Genomic DNA, 21,161 nt, shown 5'->3' with positions numbered 1-21,161 from the left:
CCGCGATGCTGAACCTTGCCGAATACCGCCAGCGCCCGGCCTTGCTCGCCGACTGGCTGCCGTGGGCCGGGCTGGTCGCGCCGGGCGTCGTCTTGAACAAGGACGGCAGTTTCCAGCGCACGGCGCGCTTTCGTGGCCCCGATCTGGACAGCGCCACGCAAGGCGAGTTGATCGCCGCGTCTGCACGGCTCAACAACGCGCTGCGCCGGCTGGGTTCTGGCTGGGCCTTGTTCATCGAGGCCGAGCGCCAATCCGCCGCCGACTATCCGCATTCCGACTTCCCCGAACCGTTGTCCTGGCTCGTCGATGAAGAACGCCGCGCCGCGTTCGAGGAATCGGGCCATCACTTCGAGAGTGCCTATCACCTGACGGTGGCTTTCCTGCCGCCGGAGGAATCCCGCGCCCGCGCGGCGAAGTTGCTCTACGAGAACTCGCCCGGCGATGGCGTGGATTGGGACGGCCGACTCGATGCCTTCGTGGCGGAAACCGATCGCGTGTTCGACCTGCTCGACGGCGTGATGCCGGAAATCGCCTGGCTGGACGACAGCCAGACGCTGACCTACCTGCACGAGACCGTCTCGACGCGGCGCTACCCGATCGGTGTTCCCGAAGTGCCTTTCCATCTGGACGCGCTGCTGGCCGACTCCGCGCTGGTCGGTGGCCTGGCGCCCACGCTGGGCGACCTACACCTGCGCGTGGTGTCGGTGCGCGGCTTTCCGACCTCGACCTGGCCGGGCCTGCTGGACGACCTCAACCGCCTGGGCTTTGCCTATCGCTGGAGCACGCGCTTTCTTTGCATGGACAAGGCCGAGGCGGAAAAGGAGCTGGGCCGCCTGCGCCGTCAGTGGTTCGCCAAGCGCAAGAACGTGGTGGCGCTGCTACGCGAAACGATCTTCCAGCAGGAAAGCCCGCTGATCGATACCGACGCCAGCAACAAGGCGGCCGACGCCGATGCCGCCTTGCAGGAACTGGGTAGCGATCAAGTCGCGTTCGGCTATCTCACCGCCACGGTGACGGTGCTCGATGCCGACCCGGCCGTGGCCGACGAGAAGCTGCGCATGGTGGAGCGCGTCATCCAGGGCCGGGGCTTCGTGACCATTCCCGAAACCCTCAATGCGGTGGATGCCTGGCTGTCGTCCATTCCCGGCAATGCCTACGCGAACGTGCGCCAGCCCATCGTCTCAACGCTGAACCTAGCGCACATGATGCCGCTATCGGCGGTATGGGCCGGGCCGGAGAAGAACGACCACCTCGACGGCCCGCCGCTGATCGTCACCCGCACCGATGGCGCCACGCCTTTTCGCTTGGTCACGCACATCGGCGACGTGGGGCACACGCTGGTCGCTGGCCCCACCGGCATGGGCAAGTCGGTACTGCTGGCGACGCTGGCCTTGCAGTTCCGCCGCTACTTCGGCTCGCGGATCTTCGCCTTCGACATGGGCCGCTCGATGCGCGCCACCATCCTGGGCCTCGGCGGAGAGCACTATGACCTGGGCGCCGATGGCGGCATCGCGTTCCAGCCGCTCGCCCGCATCGACCATGAAGGCTACCGCTCCTGGGCCGCCGAGTGGGTGGAGGGTCGCCTGTTGCATGAAGGCGTGACCGTCGGCCCGGACGAGAAGGTGGCCATCTGGTCGGCGCTGGGCAGCCTCGCCGGTGCGCCGCAAGAACAGCGCACGATGACCGGGCTTTCCGTGCTGCTGCAATCGAACGCGCTGCGCCAGGCACTCGCGCCTTATGTCCTGGGCGGTGGGCACGGCAAGCTGCTGGACGCCGACCACGACCGGCTGGGCATGGCCGGCGTGCAGGGCTTCGAGATGGAAGAACTGATGCACAGCGCCGCCGCCGTGCAAGCGGTGCTGCGCTACCTGTTCGCCCGCTTCGACGAGCGTTTCGATGGCGCACCCACGCTGCTGATTCTCGATGAGGCGTGGCTGTTCCTCGATGAGCCGTCTTTCGCGGCCCGCATCCGCCAATGGCTCAAGACGCTCAGGAAAAAGAACGTCAGCGTCATCTTCGCCACGCAGTCGCTGGCCGACATCAAGGATTCGACCATCGCGCCCGCGATCATCGAAAGCTGCGCCAGTCGGATTTTCTTGCCTAACCCGCAGGCCACCGAGCCGCAGATTCGCACGATCTACGAGGGCTTCGGCCTCAACAGCCGGCAAATCGAAATCCTCGCCACCGCGCAGCCCAAGCGCGACTACTACTACCAATCGCGCCTCGGCAATCGCCTGTTCGACCTCGACCTTGGGCCAGCCGCGCTCGCGTTCGCGGGCGCATCCACACCGCAAGACCAACGCGACATCGACCGCGTGCTGACGCAGGCAGGCGCACCCGGCTTCGCCGGCGCGTGGCTGCGCCATCGCGGCCTCGATTGGGCCTCCGACCTGCTGCCGTCCGCACCGGCGGCCGCTTCGTTCCTCAACTCCCAACCACTGGAGGTTTCACCATGAAGACCAAGCCCCGTTTGCTGTCCGCCTCGCTCGCTGCCGCGCTGTCTGTCTCGCTGATGCTCGCGCAGCCGGCGGCCGCCATCACCGTGTTCGATCCATCGAACTTCGTGCAGAACACGCTGACCGCCGTTCGCACGCTGGAGCAGATCAACAACCAGATCAAGCAGCTACAGAACGAAGCACAGATGCTCATGAACCAGGCGCGCAACCTGGCGCGTCTGGACTTCAACATCGTCAACCGCCTGCGCTCGACGCTCGCCACCACCGAACGCCTGATCGCCGAGGCGCAGGGGCTGGCCTACGACGTGACGAACATGGATCGGGAGTTCGCACGCCTGTATCCCGAGCAGTACGCCGCCACCGTCAGCGGCGACCGCATGGCGCAGGACGCCCGCGAACGCTGGCAGAACAGCTTGAACGGCCTGCACACCGCGATGCGGATGCAAGCCCAGGTGTCGCAGAACCTGACCCAAGACGAAAGTGCGCTGGCCGATCTGGTCAGCCAGAGCCAGTCCGCCACCGGTGCGCTGCAAGCGATGCAGGCGACGAACCAGCTCCTTGCCTTGCAGGCCAAGCAGTCCATCCAGGCGCAGCAGCTCCAGATCACGCAAGACCGGGCGGCCTCGCTGGAACTGGCGCGGCAGGCGGCGGCCACCGAGCGCGCCCGCGAAGTGCGGCGGCGCTTCCTCGGCACTGGCACGCCGTACACGCCGCAGCGCGTGGACTTCTACGGCAACTGACGGGAGACAGCCATGCGATGCGTCCTCGCCCTGTCGGCTTCGCTGCTGGCCCTGCTGCTGACCGCGTGCGGCCAGCAGCAGGCCAAAGATCTGGCCGATACCTTGGCCACCGATCCGGTGCGGCTCAAGGCATTGCGTGCGCAATGCGCCGCCAACCGGCAGGCCGCAGGCGAAGACGCTTGCCGCGCTGCCGCCGAAGCGTTCCGGCGGCGCTTCTTCGCCGGCCAGACCGGGCCGGACGAATACCGGACGCTGGCCGATCTGCCGCCCATTCCGCCGAGCTTCGATGAACCCGCCGATGGCGGCGAAACGCCGGCCTCGGCTGCATCCGAGGACACGCCATGAACGACGTGACCATCATCGACCGCTTCCTCGACACGTTCTCGCGCTACATCGACTCCGGCTTCGGGTTGCTGCAAGGCGAAGTGGCGTTCCTGACCGCCACGCTCATCGTCATCGACATGACCATCGCCGGCCTGTATTGGGCCATGAACCACGCCACCGGCCAGGGCGAAGACGTGATTGCCAAGCTGCTGCGCAAGGTGCTCTACGTCGGTGCCTTCGCCTACATCATCGGCAACTTCAACTGGCTGGCCGGCATCGTGTTCCGCTCGTTCGCCAGCCTGGGACTGACGGCCACCGGCTCGGCCATCACGATGGAGAACTTCTTGCAACCGGGGCGGCTGGCGAAGACCGGCATCGACGCGGGTGCGCCGATTCTGGAGCAGATCGGCGACATGGCCGGGTTCCCCGAGGTGTTCGTGAACATCGACCCCATCGTGGTGATGTTCCTCGCCTGGCTGGTGGTGATCCTCTGCTTCTTCGTGCTAGCGGTGCAGCTTTTCATCACGTTGATCGAGTTCAAGCTGACCACGCTCGCCGGTTTCGTGCTGGTGCCGTTCGCGCTCTGGAACAAGACCTCGTTCCTCGCGGAAAAGGTGCTCGGCAACGTGGTGTCGTCTGGCGTCAAGGTACTGGTGCTGGCCGTCATCGTCGGCATCGGTTCGAGCCTGTTCGCCGAGTTCCAGACCGTGCCGGATGAGCCGTCCATCGACCATGCCCTGGTCGTGATGCTGGCCTCGCTTGCGCTACTGGCCCTGGGCATCTTTGGGCCGGGCATCGCCACGGGCCTCGTATCCGGTGCGCCGCAGCTTGGCGCGGGCGCGATGGCCGGTGCCGCTGTCGGCGCTGTTGGCACGGGCGTTGCCATTGGTGCCGCCGCGACTGGCGTGGGCGGTGCGGTCATGGCCGGGGCGCGCATGGCGCCGGCTGCCGCCAAGCTGGCCGGTAGCGGTGCGCGGGCCGCCGCTTCGACGGCGAGCAGCGCCCGGTCGGCATTCCAGACGGGTTCTGCCGCAGCCGGCGGCGGCGCCAAGGGCGCGATGGCCGGCCTGGGCAATGTCGCCAAGACCGGCGCGCAGGCGGCCGGCCAGAAGGCCGCCGCCGGGGCGCGCTCGCTCAAAGACCGCACAGCAGCCGCTTTCCGCGCCGACGGCGCGGCCCCGATCTCGGGCGGCGCTGCGGCAGCGGCCAGCGGCGCCGCCGCCCAAGGGAGTGCAGCCGAAGGCGATGCCCCGGCCGCCGCCGGGCAGAAGCAACCGGCCTGGGCCAAGCGCCTGCACCGCCGCCAGCAGATGACCCACGCCGCGACCACCACCGCTCACACGCTGCGCGGTGGCGATGGTGGCGGCTCAGGGCAAGGCCCGAGCCTGCGCGATTCCGATTCATAAGGAGAGACGACCATGCGATTCAAGCGACCGCAGGTGCGCTATGCCGATACGCCGCAGCCTGCCACCCCATACCAATCCGCCGCGCAGGTGTGGGACGAGCGTATCGGCTCGGCCCGCGTGCAGGCGAAGAACTGGCGGCTGATGGCCTTCGGCTGCCTGGCGCTGGCACTGCTGATGGCCGGCGGCTTGGTCTGGCGCTCGGCGCAGTCCATCGTCACGCCCTATGTGGTGGAAGTGGACAACGCCGGCCAGGTACGCGCCGTGGGCGAAGCGGCCACGCCGTACCGGCCCAACGACGCACAAACGGCGCACCACATCGCGCGCTTCATCACGCTGGTTCGATCGCTGTCCATCGACCCCATCGTGGTGCGGCAGAACTGGCTGGACGCCTACGACTACACCACCGACAGGGGCGCGGCCGTGCTCAACGACTACGCCCGTAGCAATGACCCGTTCGCCCGCATCGGCCGCGAGTCGGTGACGGTGCAGATCAGCAGCGTCGTGCGCGCAAGCGACACGTCTTTCAACGTGCGCTGGACGGAGCGCCGCTACGTCAACGGCGCCGCCGCCGGGCTGGAGCGGTGGACGGCCGTGGTGTCCATCGTGCAGCAGACCCCGCGCACCGAAGAACTCCTACGCCACAACCCGCTTGGCATCTACGTCAACGGCATGTCGTGGAGCCGCGAGCTGGATTCTTCCGAAGGAGCCAAGCCATGAACCTGCCTTTCCGCTTTTACGCTTTGCCGTTGTTGCTTCTTGCCCTGTCGGGCTGCGCCACGCAGGGCAAGCCGCCGCCGACCATTTCGCTCGATGAACCCATGCAGGCCCAGCCGTTGCCTGAACCGCCCAAGCCGGTCGAAGTGGTGGAGGTGCCAACGGTGCTGCCGATGCCGGCGCAGTTGAAACCGCTGCCCGAGGTGGACGAAGCGCCGCCGGCGCCGGAGCCGGCCGACGAAACTGTGCGCGTATCGAAGGCCAATGCCGAGGCGCGTATTGCGCCCACGCGCGAGGGCTACGTCAACGCGATTCAAGTCTGGCCGTACACCGACGGCGCGCTGTATCAGGTCTATGCCGCGCCGGGGCGGGTGACGGTGGTTTCGCTCCAGCCGGGCGAAGAACTGGTGACGGTCGCCGCCGGCGATACCGTGCGCTGGATCGTCGGCGACACGTCCAGTGGCAGCGGCGACGAGCTGCGGATCAATGTGCTGGTCAAGCCAATCCGTTCCGGGTTGAAGACGAACCTGGTCATCACCACCAGCCGCCGGACATATCTGCTGGAACTCACTTCGACCGAACGCGCCTGGATGGCCTCGGTGTCCTGGGATTACCCAAGAGACCGGATGCTGGCCTTGCAGCGCCAGGCGCAGGCCGCGCAGGCGACCGCGCCGGTCGATACCGGCCTGTCGCTTGAGCGCATCCGCTTCCGCTACGCGATCAGCGGCAGCAATCCGCCGTGGAAGCCGCTGCGCGCTTTCGACGACGGCGAGAAGGTCTATATCCAGTTCCCCGCGGGCATTGCCCAGGGAGAGCTGCCGCCGCTGTTCGTGATCGGCGCGCAGGGCGACGGGCAACTGGTGAACTACCGCTTCCGCTCGCCGTACTACATCGTCGATCGGCTGTTCGGTGCGGCTGAACTGCGCTTGGGCGGGGACGGTGGCGACGTGGTACGCATCGAGCGCACGGATGGCACGCGGAGGAACTGACCATGAGCCAGGACGACACTCCCGACGTTGCCGCGCCGCAGGCGGGCAAGGTCAAGCCCGAAACGGTGGTGCTACGCGCCCAGCCGCGTCCGGTCACACGGCTGAACCGGCGCACGCTGGCCATCCTCGCCGGCGGCCTGTCGGTCGCCGTGCTCGGCGCGCTGATGTGGTCGCTGCAACCGCAGCGGCGCACGGCCAACGAGCAAGCCGAGCTTTACAACGTGGATCGCGTTTCACGCTCCGAAGGACTCGACCAGCTTCCGGCCGACTATTCCAAGCTGCCGCCGACCTTGCCCCCCGACGTGCCCGAGCTGGGGCCGCCGCTGCCGGGCGACCTTGGGCCGGCCATCGTGAATTCGCAGCAGCCGGCCGTGGCCGCCTACGCGGCCCCCGGTCACGACCCTGCCGAGGCGGAACGCCTGGCCCGCTTGAAGGAGGCCGAGGAAGCGGCTGCATCGTCGGTCTTCTTCCGCACCGGCACCCCGCAAGCCGCGCCGGAGGCGCAGTCGCAGGTCGCTGCTGCGCCGGGCTTCTCCACCAATGCAGCCTTCGACCCGATGGCGGCTGGGCCGGCCTCGACGGCGGCCCAGCCCGCCGACCCAACAGCCGTGCAGAACAGGCAAGACCAGAAGGAGGCGTTCCAGCAGGCCGGAACCACGGAAACCCGTAACTCCGGCAATCTGACCCTGCCGGCCTCGCCGTATCAGGTCATGGCCGGAACGGTGGTCGCCGGGGCGCTGGTTACGGGCATCAAGTCGGACTTGCCGGGCGATGTGATCGCCACGGTGACGGAGCCGGTCTATGACACGGCCACCGGGCGCTTCCTGCTGATTCCGCAGGGTTCCCGCATCCTCGGCCGCTACAACAGCCAAGTCAGCTATGGGCAGAGCCGCGTTCAAGTCGTCTGGAACCGGATCATTCTGCCCGATACGTCTTCGCTGACGCTCGACAACCTAGCCGGCACCGACCCGGCCGGCTACGCCGGCCTGGAGGATGGTGTCGATTGGCATTGGGATCGCATCTTCGCCGGTGCGGTGCTGACCACGCTGCTGGGCGTCGGCGCCGAGCTGGCCGCGCCTGAGAACCGGCAAGACGGAGATCGCATCATCATCGCCGGGCGCGACAGCGCGCAGGACAGCATCAATCAGGTCGGCCAGGAGATGACCCGGCGCAACCTCAACATCCAGCCCACGTTGACCGAGCGGCCGGGCCTGCCGGTTCGCATCATCGTCAATCGGGATCTGGTGCTGCGGCCGTACCAGCCTCTGTTCTTCAATCGGGGGACTTCACGATGAGCACGACCAACACGCTGCGGCTAGGGCCGCTACCGAGGACCGAGAGTGTCAAGCTCACCTTCTCGTGTTCGGCGGTGCTTAAGGCTCAACTTGACCACTACGCCGAACTGCACACGCAGGTATATGGTGAGCACGTGGACGCAATCACACTCGTTCCGCATATGCTGGAGGCGTTCATATTGGGAGATCGTCAGTATAAGAAGAGAAGGCAGGAGCAGGTACGTAAGAAATGATAATTTCATGCGGAGGAAGGCCGTACCGCATGCGCACACCTTGTTACAATGCAAAAAACAGACCAAAGAAAAAACAGGTGACATGGACGCTTTCTCTTCGGGGCGGCGGATACCAAGAAAATAATGGACGCTAGGGACGGAGCACTGTGGCAATTAACATTATCGATGTCGAAGATGTGTTGCGGCAGCGTCCGCTGCCACTTACGCTTTTTGGTTTGCAGGCACTAAACGCAGCCCGCGAACCGTATCGCGCAGTTTTACTTCAGCCGACTGGGGTCATTGAAGCCAATGAGGCAAGGGTAGGGCATGCGGATGCGGCCCTCGGTCATGCACTCTGCAGTGGTTTCGTCTCGACTGCAGCCCAAGTCCATGCCGACTTAGCTGTTGCTCCCGAGTACTGCGTTCCGTGGAGCGTTGTTGAGGAGATTATTGCTGGACGATACCGGCCCCCGGTTGGTGCTTTGTGGGTACTCGGCTGTGAAAGCATACCGCCGGCAGAGATGCAGGCGCTCGCTGAGCGTTGCAACGCCGCTGGTCAATGCGTATTCCATCACGAGCCGATCGACCCAAGACAAATAGCGCAGAAGCGTTATGTCGATCCTCTGTTATATGTGTTCTGGGCTCATGACGCGAATGGCCAGGCAGTTCTCGTCTTGCTAGTACAGCTCAAAACCGTTGCATGTAGAGACTATCGCGATGTCGAGCAGACCTCGTTATGTGTCGGTCGAGCTGTCTACGCGTTCAACCGCGGCGCAGGGAAGATGAGCTTGTTATCGATCATCTGCTCCGATGCCTTCGACTTCTCCGACCACGTAGATCAGGCTCACCTCAACTGTTTGCTGATTCACATCCAGCTCAATCCAAAGCCTGCTCATGTGGACTACGCTGCCTACCGCGCGCGGCTATGTACTGTTGGTACCAATAGTCATGTCGAGCTACTTTGCTTGAACTGGGCCCAAAACATCATGGAGGCGGTAGGCGGCGGGAGGTTTGCCGAATGGAAAAACGTCGCCGGCTCAGCTTGGTATGCGCCACCGGCAAAATTCGGTGCCGACGATGCGCTGATCGACGAGCTGCACCGAGGAGGACTTTACTACAGTGTGCTCTCACAACGATGGCATTCTTTCTTCCTAAACTACGAAGGCCAGATCCTTCAACTGCAGAAACAAAAACTGTTTTTTTTAGGTGAACAGGCACTCGTGCCAAAAACCTTTGTCTCGATCGAGGATCGCTGTACGTGGAACTCAGTGACAAATGCGTGGGAGCCAGGCGCTATTGCCCACGATGGCTTTGCCGTCGTGCTGCTCGGTTATCAAGCGATCGCGGGTCCGTTACAGCAGGCATCACAAGCCAGCCCGCTCGCGGTCGAGCGAGCCATAGAAATTCTTGTTGGCCCTCGCGGAAATCCGACAACCTGGTACGCGGTCAACGAACTCGACGCTTTTCAGCTGGATCGGGACGAGGAATCGATCCGAAGGGTGACTGTTCACCAGGACATTGAGCCGACGAGGCCCGGCGTCGCTTACCGCAGAAAGAGACTGCAGCGCGCACATGATGCAATTAGGTTAACTCAGAGCGATGTGCCGTGGCCAGCGCCGGTACGAGACCTTGCTGATGGTTTCCACTTCGCATGGCGCCGGGAGGCACCACATCACAACGTTCAGCCGGAAACGGGTGGGCGGGGGGGGGCTGCGCTGGTTTATCTTGCGGATCAGGCCGATGACACGGAGATCGACAGCGTGCACCAGAAACTCAAGCAAGCCATCGTCGGCCACGCTGTGAACGCAGCTATCCGTGACGGCAAGAACGGGGCAGAACTTGCGGATGCAATTGTGCGTGCGCAGGACCGGTTGTGCGTTGTATTTCGTAGGGACAACAACTACGGCGCTCGCGGGCCCCAAGGCACGAATCTTATTGACATTCCCGCTGGCGCATCGCCGGTGGACTTCGCGGAAGACAGGTCATGATCAACGCCCAGCGTGTGGAAGAAATACTCAGAGGCCGATACCCTGACCTCGAAGGTGTAAGCCCAGGAGTGTTTCGCGGCGTCGATCGGTTCGGCTCGCGCGAATACGCGATCCGCTATTTCGATCTGAATGATCAGTTGGCTACAACGGCCGCCTCGCTCAAGCGCTATCAGGAAGAAGTTCTCTCGCCGATGTACTTCTCCACCCAGGTCGCCACCGATCTGCGGTGGAGCCACTATTTGTATTTCATCACGAGCGAGAATGAGGCGGATCAGGGCGAGTACACCCGCTTTAAGGCCGTCATTGAGGGGGACAGGGAGTACGCTCGCAAACAAATCGTCCGGGAAGAGGACGTGCCAGACCTTCTCGCCAAAGGGAACTCTGCCGCGCCTACAGGTGCCATGCCTGTCGATCTGGCGACTACGTGGTCACAAACTCTAGAACAACATGGGTTGGGGTTCATACTGGATGACGATATCTCGGTGCCCGACGCGGTGCGCCGTATCGTCGCGGGAACGAAAGATAAGGCCGCGCGGCCCGTCTCCCCGATGGCGCTGCTTCCCGCTGAAACGGCAGCAGCACGCCACTTCCTCAAGCGTTTGACAATCAAAGGGTTTCGGCCGCATCCCGAGCAAAAAGACCATCCTCTGGGACGTGTCAATTTGATCGTCGGCAGCAATGGAGTAGGTAAGACCTCGCTGCTCGAAGCGATAGAGTTTGGGTACTGCGGACGAAATCGCCGTTCCTCCGTCTTGCTGGATCGGACTTCCGTTACTCTGGAACTTGCGGGTACTTTGGAAAAGCTTTCATCTACCACGGATTCGGCTCGCCTCCGAGCGCGTCACTCGAACTGGTATGCCAAGACCGAACTCAAGAAGGTCAGCATCCAGGATAGTTTCGGAAAATTCAACTTTCTTGATACCGATGCCGCTGTCAATCTCAGCGTGTCGGCTAGCTCGGATCAGATCGGCGCCGACGTCGCCCGCCTGGTACTCGGAGCGGCCGCTGAGAACCTAGCAGATCGGCTTCGTCGTGTGGTCGATAGGGTCCGCGACGAGCTGAAGGGTCTGCACCGCGACAATGCGACCAATAAGCAGCTGAAGCTGGCCGCTGCGGGCCGCATGGATGTCGTCAAGAAAGCCCCGAAACTGTCGGACAGCCTATTCTTAGAGTTGCTTACTGCGTTGAAGCAGTTGGGGTGGTTGCAGCCCCCAGAAGAAAAAGCCGGTATCGCTTCCTTGCGCGAGATTCTGCAGGAAGCGGCCACAACGATCGAACTGCTTCGGCATTCTTCGGTCGACGTGCTGCACAGTGATCCCCCAAGCGCGCTGCAGCTCTTGGCGAACCTCAACGAGGAAGCAGGCAAGGCAACGGCACTGGATGAGCGAGCCAAGGCCGCCAAAACTGAGCAGTCCAAAGCGCAGCGTGCCACGCAGGCGTCAGCTGGCCAGATTGCGACGGGCGATGCGCTGCTGCCCTACGCGCGTACCGATTTTGCGCGGCTGTCCAAGCAGGCGCTGGAGCGACAAGATAGTTTCCGCGCACGAGCATCGAGGCTTGCGCTCGTCGGAAACAAGGTGAACGTGAACGCCGTCGAGCGGTTGCTGGACCAACGTGTCGAAGCGGCCGTTTTTTCTGTAGAGGCGCGAGTCAACGAACTTCAACGCCAGCTCACCACAAGCCGTGCCTCTCTTCAGGCACTAGAGAAAACACAGAGCAATCTGACAGTGCTCACGCAACGTCTGCGTGCTACGGCCCAAGACATCCTGCAGCGTGTGCCCAATCCTGACCACTGCCCCGTTTGCCACACCGAGTTCGAAAGCGGCCAGCTGTTCGTTCGGATGATGGCGGATGTCGGCACCAATACTTCCGAGCAAGCAGCTCTTCTCCAGAACGAGATCGCGGCGACGGAAGATGCATTGACCGATGTCCGGTTGGCGCAATCGGCGCTGGAGCCCATACGGGCGTTTCTGGGCGAGAGTGCCCAATCAACGACAGTCCGCGAGGCACTCGCGCAGATCGATGAGGATAGGGCCCTGCTCGAACGCGATCGCACAAGCCTTGAGACAGTACAAAGTCAGGTCCAACAACTGCAGGCCGATGGGCTTTCTTCCGAAGACCTCTCCGACAGGTTGCTGGCAGCCGGGTTGGCCGAACTGCCATCGCTCGATGAATTGCAGGTCATGCAGGCGAATCACAGAGAGGCGCTGTCTAATGCGCAAGAGGCGTCCAAGAATGCTTTACAGGAATCAAGTGACGTTCAACGCGAATGCGAGGCCCTGGCCGCACGCCTGTCGATCAATCTTCCAGACAGTGCCGAAGCGCTCGCGAAGGTGGTCCAAAGGCAGGTTTCCGACATAGAAGCCGCGCTCGGAGCTCGCCAGACTCTCACGTCGATCCTGGCGATTAGCTCAGACAAAACCGCTGACGAAATAACCATCAATCTTGCCGCTGCGCAGCAACTCGTTGCTAGAGTCGCCACCGCCGTCGCGCAGGAAAGTGCCAACGACACAGCACTCGACAGGGAAACCAAAGCGGTTGCAGACCTCACCGAAAAAATCGAGGCGTGCGATATGACCATCGGGCGTCTGGTTGATGCCGAGCGTGTCTTGGACACTTTGACGCAGCAAAGCTCGGGCGGAGAACTGACCAACAAGATTCTTGCCGAGAATGCGCAAGAGATTGCGCGCACGTTCGCCAGCATTCATATGCCCAATGAGTTCGAACTGAAGGCCGATCGCGGCACATTGGCCATTGTCCGTCGAAAAACGGGCGGCAAGGTCGAACTCGATCAGATGAGTACTGGACAGCGTGCAGCATTCGCGCTTTCTCTTTTCCTAGCTATGAACGGCCGTCTCCGCTCAGGCCCGCCGGTGCTGCTCTTTGACGATCCTGTGGCGCACGTGGACGATATCAACGTCTTGTCTTTCCTGGATCATCTGCGTCATCTGGCAATCAATGGGTCACGACAGATTTTTTTTGCGACGGCGGATACTAAGTTAGCGGGACTGTTCCGCCACAAATTCAGATTCCTTGGTGATGACTTTAAGGAGCTGTCGCTTTCTCGGACATAGAACGAAGAGGCTGTCTAGTTCAATCCTTGCTGTCTAGGGTCAAATTTAAGCTATCCTAACTGTCGATTGATGATGGTGTTGCCAGAGTCGTTGCCTCGCAAATCGCTCCATCTGCTACACCAGCAAAAGATGTGCGGTTCTGACGGTAAAAGCGACGGTGGAGGCCCATGTCGATCACCGAAATCCCTTAAGCCACGCGGGTCTGCGTGGCTTGTTGATGATCGAGTGGGCGGGTAGGGTACAGCGTGGCTAGGCGGGCTTCATCGTAGCTGGAAGCTATGTGTTTTTCCGTTCAGCCGCCCAAACCGCCGCTTGGGGCGGCCTAGATGTCCATGGCGCCAGAATGGAGCTGCTCGGTGCCTAGAGCTTCCTGAGGCAGCCACATGCCCGAAGACCAAACTGCTTCGAGCTTTGCAGCCAGCTCTGAGCCGAGCCAAGCAACTGCCAGTCCTACAGCATAGGTTGCACACTCTGGCTTTTCACGCCGGACCCCGTTTGCAATCAACCAGCGGTACAACGGGAGTGCTGCGGAAACAGTCGGATAGCCCGGTTCGATGCAGCGGTTGAAGTCCACGGGAATTGACAAGCCTTTCGGGTCCAGGTCGCCGAAGTATTCCGCTGAAGAAGCTCCTGTTTCCTGCATCGCCTGCTGCAACGCTCGCCCAGTGAGTCTGAAGTTTTCGCCTCCGCCGTAGACGACTGCGGTGTATCGTTGCGTGCCCTCGTTCCATTCTGCGAAGCTCCAGTATGTGTTGTGGTTCTCGACAACGAGTATGGATTTGCCAGGCGTATCAACCTTGCGATACGGCAGCGGTTGGGGTACCCGGAAGCAACCGATGACGGAGAGTGGGAGTCGTCCGCCAAAAAGAAAGTCCCCGGTGCACATGTTGTCGAGTCGCTTCTCGTCGCCGAAGATTTCCAGGGAACGCTCCTTGATGGGAACTGGAGAAAAAGTCCCCCGGCGTCGAAGCAAGAAGTCATTGATGGGCTGCAACGCTGACAATTGCGATGGCCTCAATTCCGGCCAGAATCCTAGCTCCGGCGCCCAGGTCACGGCGGCATGGTTCATGGCAATCTTGGAGCGAGGCGTGCGCTTCAAGGTGATCCAGAGCGGAAGAGCGGGCGAACCAGCCTGTTCCCAACTTCCAGAAGCCGGAAGTGAGATGGTGCCGTCAGCTTCCAGCTTCTTCAGCGCTTCCAGCAGCATCGAACTGCGTTCTGCGCTGTTCTGGACATCTGGGTACAACGAGAAGTAGTGCCGGCGCAACTCGTCTAGCCGCACACGCTTGCGCGGCGAGGACAGCAGGGCTTCAAGGAATGCGTTCAAGCCGCCGGCTCCTCGGGCATGTCGTTGAGCTTCAGGTTCGCAAACTCGAGGTGCCAGCGTCTGGTTCTGCTGTTCTGTCCGGCGCGGCGCAGACGGATGAACCGCTGGAACTCGCCGAGAGCGTTGAAATCCTGAAGCGCCGTGGCGAATATCAGCTGGACGTTCATGGTCTCGGCCAGCAGACGTTGGGCGCGCCACATGGCGGGGCTGGTGGCCTTTGCGAAGGGATTGTCGAGGATGAGTGGTCCGCCGGCGATGCGATGCACTTGCGCGTGGTTCTCAGCTCGCAACTGGTTGATGACCAGGTACAGGAACATCGCCATGACGACGCCTTCGCCACCGGAGTTCGATACCCGCTCGACTGGTACGTACTGCTCTGTCTCCTCAATGGACATCTTCAGGACTTGCAGTCCCAGCGGACGCCCATAAACGCGCATCACAGCGTCGGCGATGAGATCCGTGCCGCGCGGAGGGAACACGTTCGTATCGACCAATGTATCGAGGTAGGCGCTGAGTGTCTGGCGTCGTGTCTCGACCGGGATCGTGCTGAAACTTGCCCGCATCTTCAGGACTTGTTTGCCACCGACGTATGGGGCACCCACTGGCACGGACTTGTCCTTACTCATTGCGCGATTGAGCGTCGTGATGGCCGAGCGGACGACGGCGAGCACCTCCTCGACGCAGGCGTCGAAATCGGCTTGCATCGATTGCAGCGTCGCTTCAGTCGTTGCGATGCGGTCGTCCAGGTGTTCCAGGAGGCGCCTGGCGTCCGTGCATGCGGCGCCGAACTCGTTGGCGACCATTTGTTGCGCCACATCGGGGTCGACCTCGCGGAACGATGGCTGCGACGCAGCTGCCTTGACGAGGTCGAAGGCGGTTCGGGCCTTCGTATGCAGGCTGCTGACGCCGTGTTCCTTTCCTTTGTAGTCCTTCAGCAGCGCGCTGACCTGATTGCTGGCATCGGTCTCGAGAACCAAACTGTCTGGGTCTGGTACTTCCAGGGTCATTCCTACCTGGGCGCCGATTTCCGCTGCGATTAGCATGGGGTCGGGTTTGTCTGCAAGGCCCATGCTGCTGCGCAGCAGCGCCTCGATCTTTTCGTCGGCCTGCGCTGCCTGGCGCTTTCGATTGGCCCGGTCTGCGGCTTGGTTCGCGGCTTCGTTGGCCGTGCGCATCCGCTCCAGCGCCGCGATTACGCGGCCCTCTGCGTCAGTCACCAGCGCAGCCAGGGCATCCAGGTCCAACGCGTCATGAGCGGGTTCCGCAGATCCGAGGTTCTGCTTGTTCGAATCGAACCACTTCTTTGACTCGCCATTCACGACTTGCAGATTCGAGGCGGCATTCACTTGCCCCGGCCTGGCCGCCTCCAGCGCTGCCTTGACGCCCGCCAGCGCTTCTTCGTGATTAAGGCTCAGGAATGGAGCAATATCCGCCATCTGCACGCCCTTGAACTCACGGGTGAACTCCTTGGCCTTGTCCGCGCGGCGCTTTCGCGCATCGTCCAGCTTGTGCGCCAGGAGTCCGAGTCGCTCCTGCTCCTGAGCGTGGTAGGCGGCTTCGGCGTCGCGATAGATGCGGCGCAATGTCTCCACTGGCCGTGGGTTCTGCAGCAACTGCTCGTGGGCCGGATAGTCCTTGTCATAGTGGGCAATGCTCGCCCGCTCTTCGCCGGCGAGCCTGAGTTCATGGTCTGTGCTCACGCGCAAGCCGTGGTCGCTGTCGTGTTCCTGCTGCAGTCGTTCAAGGCCCACATTGGCTGCAGACTTGTTTTCCTGTGCAGTGATGATGCCTTGCACGATCTGTGCAAGTCTCCGGACGCGTTCCTCGTGGCCGGCTTCGTGTTCGCTCTGAAAACTGCGGACTGCTGACGAAGACAGGACTGCAGCCTGGCGTCGCATATCGGCTGCCTGCGCTTGTTGCTCCAGTGCTTGAGCCTTCTCATCCAGTTCAAGCGCCTGCGATTCGAGGGACTCGGCGCGCGCTGTCGCAGCGGCAGCGTCTTCTTCGAAGGCCAACTTGCCGGCTCGCGCACTTCCGAGTTTTCCGTCGCCGAATTCCTTCGCATACGTGTCCAGTTCGTGGAGTGCCTTCTGCGTCTGGTCCTGGCGCTCCCGATAGGCGGACCGGCGCTCATTTTCCTCGGCGACGCGAAGTTCGAGGTTGGAGGCCAGCTTGGCCGCGGCCTCGACGTTGAAGGCCGAATCGTCCTCGGCCGGGACGATCACGCGCTCGGCCAGTTGTGTCGCAGGCTCAAGGGTTGCCACTGACACCACTACTGGCCGTGCCGGTCGGCGCGTCTCCCAGGCGAGTGCCCTGGCTTTGTCAAGTTCCGCGGACGCCACGGAGACGCCGAGGAAGCGGGCGGGGTCGCTGGCGACGAGTGCCCGCGCTTTGGCGGCATCCGGCAGGGCGCGAGAGATGTACGCGTTGTAGGCCTGAGCCGAGCGCACACCTACCTGTAGAAGCGTCTGGACGACGAGTGCGACATCGGCGCTGTAGCCGGCAACCCCGGTTTCATCGATGGCCTGCCTGGCGGCATGCAGCTCCGCCAGGCGCACGTCTCCCAGAGACACTTGTCTCGCCGACTCGGAGACGACCTCGTGCAGGCGGGTGGGCAAGGCCGCGGACAGCGGGTCGACGCGGTCGGATTCAACGGCGTTCAGCAGAGCGGGCAACTGCGCCAGATGCTCAAGCTCGACTTCCCCTCGGGCGATGAACTCGCCGGCTGACCGGGCCTTGCCGGCCAAATCGGCGGCATGGATGCGCTGCGCTGCGGCGGTCTGCCGATGCTCCCGCGCCTCCTTGGCGCAGCGTTGCTGCGACGCTCGATGCAGGTCGCGCTCGGCGGCCGCGGTCGCAGTATCGGCGTCGAGGCGTTCGAGCGCTTCGGCCGTGGTTTCCTCTTGCGCCCGAAACGTTTTGTCCGCTTCCAATGCTTCACGCCGCCGGGCATAAGCCTCCTCGGCCGCTTGATGCTTCGAGCGTTCTCCTACTTGTCGGAGTTCGTCGGCTTCGGCTTGATCTCGTTGTTTGCGAAAGGTCGTTCGTGCCTCCTCACGCGCGGCAGCCCGCTGATCGAGCGTTTGGAGTTCCTCCTTCAGCCGCTGTTCTTCGCTGAACAGCGCCCGGCGCAGGAGCGCTCCTTGAATCTCGGCGTGGTCCTTCGTCGGCTTGAGATTCGCACGCTCGGCTTCGGCCAGTGCGTCAAGCTCTTTGATCTCTTCGTCGACACCGATGATTTCTTTTTGCAGTCGCGCCGCTCGAATGAGCTGCTCGTTCCGCTCTAGGTCTTTTACCTGGCCATCGGCGGCCTCCTTGCGCGCTTTGGCTTGCGCGCTGCGTTTCTGGTGCCAGGCCCAGGTGACCGTTGCTTGTTCCTTGGTGTGGAGCGTCGAATCCGCTTGCGCAGCCGAAGCCATTTCTCGCTGGATCCGCTCGAATTCCGCTTCCTGAGAGTGGTCGAGGCGCAAGGAGACGGCGCGGGCCTGCAGTGCCTGGACCATCTGCGCGCCACGGACCAGTATCGAGCGCTGCGCAGCCAGCGTCTCGAGGTACAGCTGGGCAGCCTCCGCGAACGCGTTCAGCGCCGCCCGGAACCTGATCAGTTCATCGCGACGCTTCTGGAACTGCGGCTTTCGTCGATGCTTTTCGCACACCGCGACCACCAGCTTGCGCGCTTCATCGGCTTTCGTCGTGTCGCTGGTCAGGTGCAGGAACTTGCGCAGGAACTCGCCCTCCGTCTTGAAGTCGAGGAAACCCGTGTCGAAACCGCCTTCCTGGGCCGAGAAGTTGACCTGCATGCGCAGCATGTCCAGGTCGATGAGACGCTCGTTTCTCAAGTGCCGCTGCCACTCGGCCTGGCGGTTGTGGCTGATGAAAACGTCGCCCGGGTATTTTTTCTGCTGTGCGTGCAGCCAACGCGAAAACTCCTGCATGGAGGTTGGCGTGGGCTGCGCCAGACCGGGGGCCGGGATATCCGTCAGGCCGAGGTCGGTGTGCTCCTCGAATGAGAAGAACATGCGGTCGACTTCAGGTGGCTCCGTGTGCGACCTCACTGCGACCGCCTGACCGGTCACCAGGCGGTAGGGTTCTTCTCCCGCTGTTCTGGACGGCATGAGCCATTCAACGATGATGAATCCAGGAGCGCCATCATGAGTGAAGTACTGGGAGAAGGTGTTGTGCTTGCTCTGGATGTGCTTGAGAAACTTCTCTTGAGAGGTCTCGAAGCACGAGAACACGAGGCCGATGAGTGTGGTCTTGCCGCCGCCGTTTTCCAGATTGATGAGCGTGTCGGTCGGGTGGCCGCTGTCCGGGTCGGTCAGATCGAAGGTCATCCCTTCATACCATGCGGTGCGAAAGCCGCAGTTGCCCAGGTGGAGGCGGGAAATTTTCTGCATGATCACACCGCCTTGCGCTCGGTCGTAGCCAGTTGCGCCATCTCGTAGAGTCGCCGCAACGCCAGCTCTCGCAGTTGCACCCGCAGCCGGAAGGTGGGCGTATAGGTCGCCGCCGCTTCGTCCTCCGCGTCGCGGTCGAGCCGGACAAGGCCGTTCTGCGCCATATGGTTCAGCGCAATCTTGACGACGCCGACGACCGAGGCGTGCGACGCCCGCTGACCGGACGGGATGGCGACGGGCAGTGCTGAAATCGTCTCCCAGCCGGGCGCGAGTTCAGATGGCACGTCCGGCGGGAGGTCGGAGGTCTCCTTCAGGCGTCGCGCCAGGGCATGAAGCGTGTCGCGGCAGGTGGCCACCGACGCCGGGGGCGGGGAGTAGTTGTCGTCGTCCAGTCCATCGGTTGTCGGAAAGAAGACCGCGGCAATGGCGATGTGGGCCAGCACGAGGGCCGCCTTCTGATCCGGCGTCATGCCGCTGCGGATATCCGTGATACGCACCGCGAAGCGGCTGTCCTTGGAGGCTGGAACCACGATGAGACCGCGCTGCTCGCTCAAGTCGAGAATTTGCAGTTCCATGCCGGCCGCGACATCTTCGACGTACTGTCTGAACGTCGGGTCCGCTCTGCACAGGGCAAGCAGTTCGCGGTACTCCGCGTCGTTGATGGGTGAGAGCGTCGTGTGCAGCGCCTTGTACGTCAGTCGCGCGGCGTTGCGCACGGTAGGTTCTGCATTCATGCTGAATCTTCCTGAGGAACAAATTCGAGGGCGCTGCCCTGAGCGATGTCGAGGTGGAACGTCTCTCCCGTGAGTTCGACGCTCACCTTCTTGAACTCGTTCTCGGACCGCGCGAACGAGCGGAACAGGATTAGCACGAGGCACCGCCGCATCGTCCTGTCCAGGCCTTCGTCTTCGGCGGCATCCAGCAACTGGTCGATGCGCAGCCGCTGGCCGGTGGCGAACTTCCCAGTCAGCCAGTCGTTGGCGCGCTGCACGAGTTCCTTTGGAAACTGGTCGGGCGGAGGCTCGAATTTCTCGATCGAGCCTGGGTCGGTCTCGATCTCCGTGTCCTCCCCACGTTGCTCCAGCAGCAGGGTGAACACCGAGTTCATTTCGTACACTTTCGGCCACACGGGTGGGTACAGCGCACTGATGAAGACGTCCGCTTCTGCCGAGAGTACTCGGGCGGGAAGGTTGACGAGTTGCGGAAGCAACTGCGGCTCAAGGTCCGGGAGACCGGTTGGCCTGCGTGCGCGGAAGACTGCGCGCTGTGCTTCGATGAAACGCTCGGGCGCCACGTTGATGTCGGTGACGAGCTGCAGCCGAATGAGGCTGGCGCTACGGATGGTTTCCTTCAGCTGCACCAGGCTCGCGCGCGTCTTCGGCTCGTCGGCGCCAAGCAGTGCTTCGCCAACGGCTTCCTCCATCCGCGCGTCTTCCGCCTGGCGCTGGCGCACGTGCGCTCGCGCCTCGTCCAGCCGCCCCGCCATGTCGCGGCTCCAGTTGACGCTGCCGGGCGCCCGGTAAGCCTGATAGAGCCGGTCGCGGATCAACTGGCGGTATTCGATGGAGTACTTCCGGGCTCGCCGGGCGATCTCGACAGCGGCCTCGAACCGTCCGCGGCGCACCAGCAGGTCGAGCATCTTCTCCATCAGCTCCTGCGAGTCCTCCGGCGCGAGGTCGAGCATTCCCAGGTAGACGAGGTAGCCTTCGGCGGTGGGACGGTAGCGGTAGACGTCATCGGCGTCTGGTTCGAAGCGGACCAGTCGATATCGGATCGACCTGGCGGTGCGGGCAGATGCGTCGAAGAACTCCGCGCTGAACTCCCTGTGGTTGTTGGCTTTGTTGTCGAGCGCGTCAAGGACGACATCCGCGATGCGGCGTGCCTGAGGTGATGTGAGGCCAGGCTTCATGCGGCTGGCGATGTATCCCAGGTGAGCCACGACCTCGACCGATGTACTGCCGCTGGAAATGGTCGTCGCTTCCATCATCAGGTCGAGAGCGGACAACGCGAGGTAGTGGGTGTCGATACCGTGGAACAGTGTCCTGTCCGCACTGCCTTCATCACCAAGCATCGTCTTGTAGCGCTCGAGCTGGAAGATTGGGCGCAGGAGTAGCAGGTTGCGCTGCTGACGCGACAGATCAAGCAGGTCTTTGGCGCCGCCATCCAATCGCACGCCATCCTCGGAGGACGCCCGCGGCCCAGGCTCCGCCGGAACTATCCGGGGCGACGCAAGGCCCTG

At 62.8% G+C, this 21,161-nt stretch carries 14 protein-coding genes; 10 read left to right on the top strand and 4 right to left on the bottom strand.

The window, feature by feature from the left end; all coding sequences use genetic code 11:
* Window positions 1-5: 5 nt before the first annotated feature.
* The 10 genes from trbE to ODI_RS13625 all read left to right on the top strand — a co-directional run bounded on the left by trbE (window position 6) and on the right by ODI_RS13625 (window position 13,198).
* On the top strand, window positions 6-2,456 hold the full coding sequence (gene trbE, locus ODI_RS13670; RefSeq protein WP_067751301.1) for a conjugal transfer protein TrbE: 2,451 nt from the start codon (window positions 6-8) through the stop codon (window positions 2,454-2,456).
* Window positions 2,453-3,196 (top strand): P-type conjugative transfer protein TrbJ, encoded by a 744-nt coding sequence (gene trbJ, locus ODI_RS13665; RefSeq protein ID WP_067751299.1) that lies wholly within the window; start codon window positions 2,453-2,455, stop codon window positions 3,194-3,196. Before trbE ends, trbJ begins: the two co-directional genes overlap by 4 nt.
* A gap of 12 nt (window positions 3,197-3,208) precedes the next feature.
* Window positions 3,209-3,541: a hypothetical protein gene (locus tag ODI_RS13660; protein WP_067751297.1), complete on the top strand. Its 333-nt coding sequence runs from the start codon at window positions 3,209-3,211 to the stop codon at window positions 3,539-3,541.
* Window positions 3,538-4,926 carry a P-type conjugative transfer protein TrbL gene (gene trbL, locus ODI_RS13655; RefSeq protein WP_067751293.1) on the top strand — a complete coding sequence of 463 codons (1,389 nt, stop codon included), beginning with the start codon at window positions 3,538-3,540 and terminating at the stop codon, window positions 4,924-4,926. The genes ODI_RS13660 and trbL overlap by 4 nt, the downstream gene beginning before the upstream one ends.
* 12 nt (window positions 4,927-4,938) lie before the next feature.
* Window positions 4,939-5,643 (top strand): conjugal transfer protein TrbF, encoded by a 705-nt coding sequence (gene trbF, locus ODI_RS13650; RefSeq protein ID WP_067751292.1) that lies wholly within the window; start codon window positions 4,939-4,941, stop codon window positions 5,641-5,643.
* Window positions 5,640-6,629, top strand: a complete 990-nt coding sequence (gene trbG / locus ODI_RS13645) for a P-type conjugative transfer protein TrbG (RefSeq protein ID WP_067751289.1) — start codon at window positions 5,640-5,642, stop codon at window positions 6,627-6,629. Before trbF ends, trbG begins: the two co-directional genes overlap by 4 nt.
* A 2-nt stretch (window positions 6,630-6,631) precedes the next feature.
* On the top strand, window positions 6,632-7,924 hold the full coding sequence (locus tag ODI_RS13640; RefSeq protein ID WP_067751286.1) for a TrbI/VirB10 family protein: 1,293 nt from the start codon (window positions 6,632-6,634) through the stop codon (window positions 7,922-7,924).
* Entirely contained in the window at window positions 7,921-8,157 is a 237-nt protein-coding gene (locus tag ODI_RS13635) for a DUF2274 domain-containing protein (protein WP_067751284.1), read from the top strand. Before ODI_RS13640 ends, ODI_RS13635 begins: the two co-directional genes overlap by 4 nt.
* 146 nt (window positions 8,158-8,303) lie before the next feature.
* The gene (locus tag ODI_RS13630; protein WP_197707100.1) at window positions 8,304-10,124 is read left to right on the top strand and encodes a hypothetical protein; all 1,821 of its coding nucleotides are present in this window, start codon (window positions 8,304-8,306) and stop codon (window positions 10,122-10,124) included.
* On the top strand, window positions 10,121-13,198 hold the full coding sequence (locus ODI_RS13625; RefSeq protein ID WP_067751278.1) for an AAA family ATPase: 3,078 nt from the start codon (window positions 10,121-10,123) through the stop codon (window positions 13,196-13,198). Before ODI_RS13630 ends, ODI_RS13625 begins: the two co-directional genes overlap by 4 nt.
* Before the next feature lie 322 nt (window positions 13,199-13,520).
* Here the strand turns inward: ODI_RS13625 and ODI_RS13620 are convergent, their stop codons facing one another.
* From ODI_RS13620 to ODI_RS13605, 4 genes are read right to left on the bottom strand one after another with little or no spacing between them, the layout of a single operon-like run.
* Complete coding sequence (locus tag ODI_RS13620) at window positions 13,521-14,525, bottom strand: Wadjet anti-phage system protein JetD domain-containing protein (protein ID WP_067751275.1); 1,005 nt, start codon at window positions 14,523-14,525, stop codon at window positions 13,521-13,523.
* On the bottom strand, window positions 14,522-18,922 hold the full coding sequence (locus ODI_RS13615) for a coiled-coil domain-containing protein (RefSeq protein ID WP_067751273.1): 4,401 nt from the start codon (window positions 18,920-18,922) through the stop codon (window positions 14,522-14,524). Before ODI_RS13615 ends, ODI_RS13620 begins: the two co-directional genes overlap by 4 nt.
* Before the next feature lie 2 nt (window positions 18,923-18,924).
* Window positions 18,925-19,656, bottom strand: coding sequence for a hypothetical protein (locus tag ODI_RS13610; protein ID WP_067751270.1), 732 nt, complete (start codon window positions 19,654-19,656; stop codon window positions 18,925-18,927).
* The gene (locus tag ODI_RS13605; RefSeq protein WP_231968056.1) at window positions 19,653-21,089 is read right to left on the bottom strand and encodes a hypothetical protein; all 1,437 of its coding nucleotides are present in this window, start codon (window positions 21,087-21,089) and stop codon (window positions 19,653-19,655) included. The genes ODI_RS13610 and ODI_RS13605 overlap by 4 nt, the downstream gene beginning before the upstream one ends.
* Window positions 21,090-21,161 lie beyond the last annotated feature (72 nt).

The sequence above is a fragment of the Orrella dioscoreae genome, assembly GCF_900089455.2.
GTDB lineage: Bacteria > Pseudomonadota > Gammaproteobacteria > Burkholderiales > Burkholderiaceae_B > Orrella > Orrella dioscoreae.
The sequence above is the reverse complement of the archived record's forward strand: the minus strand, read 5'-3'. Positions and strand labels throughout refer to the sequence as shown.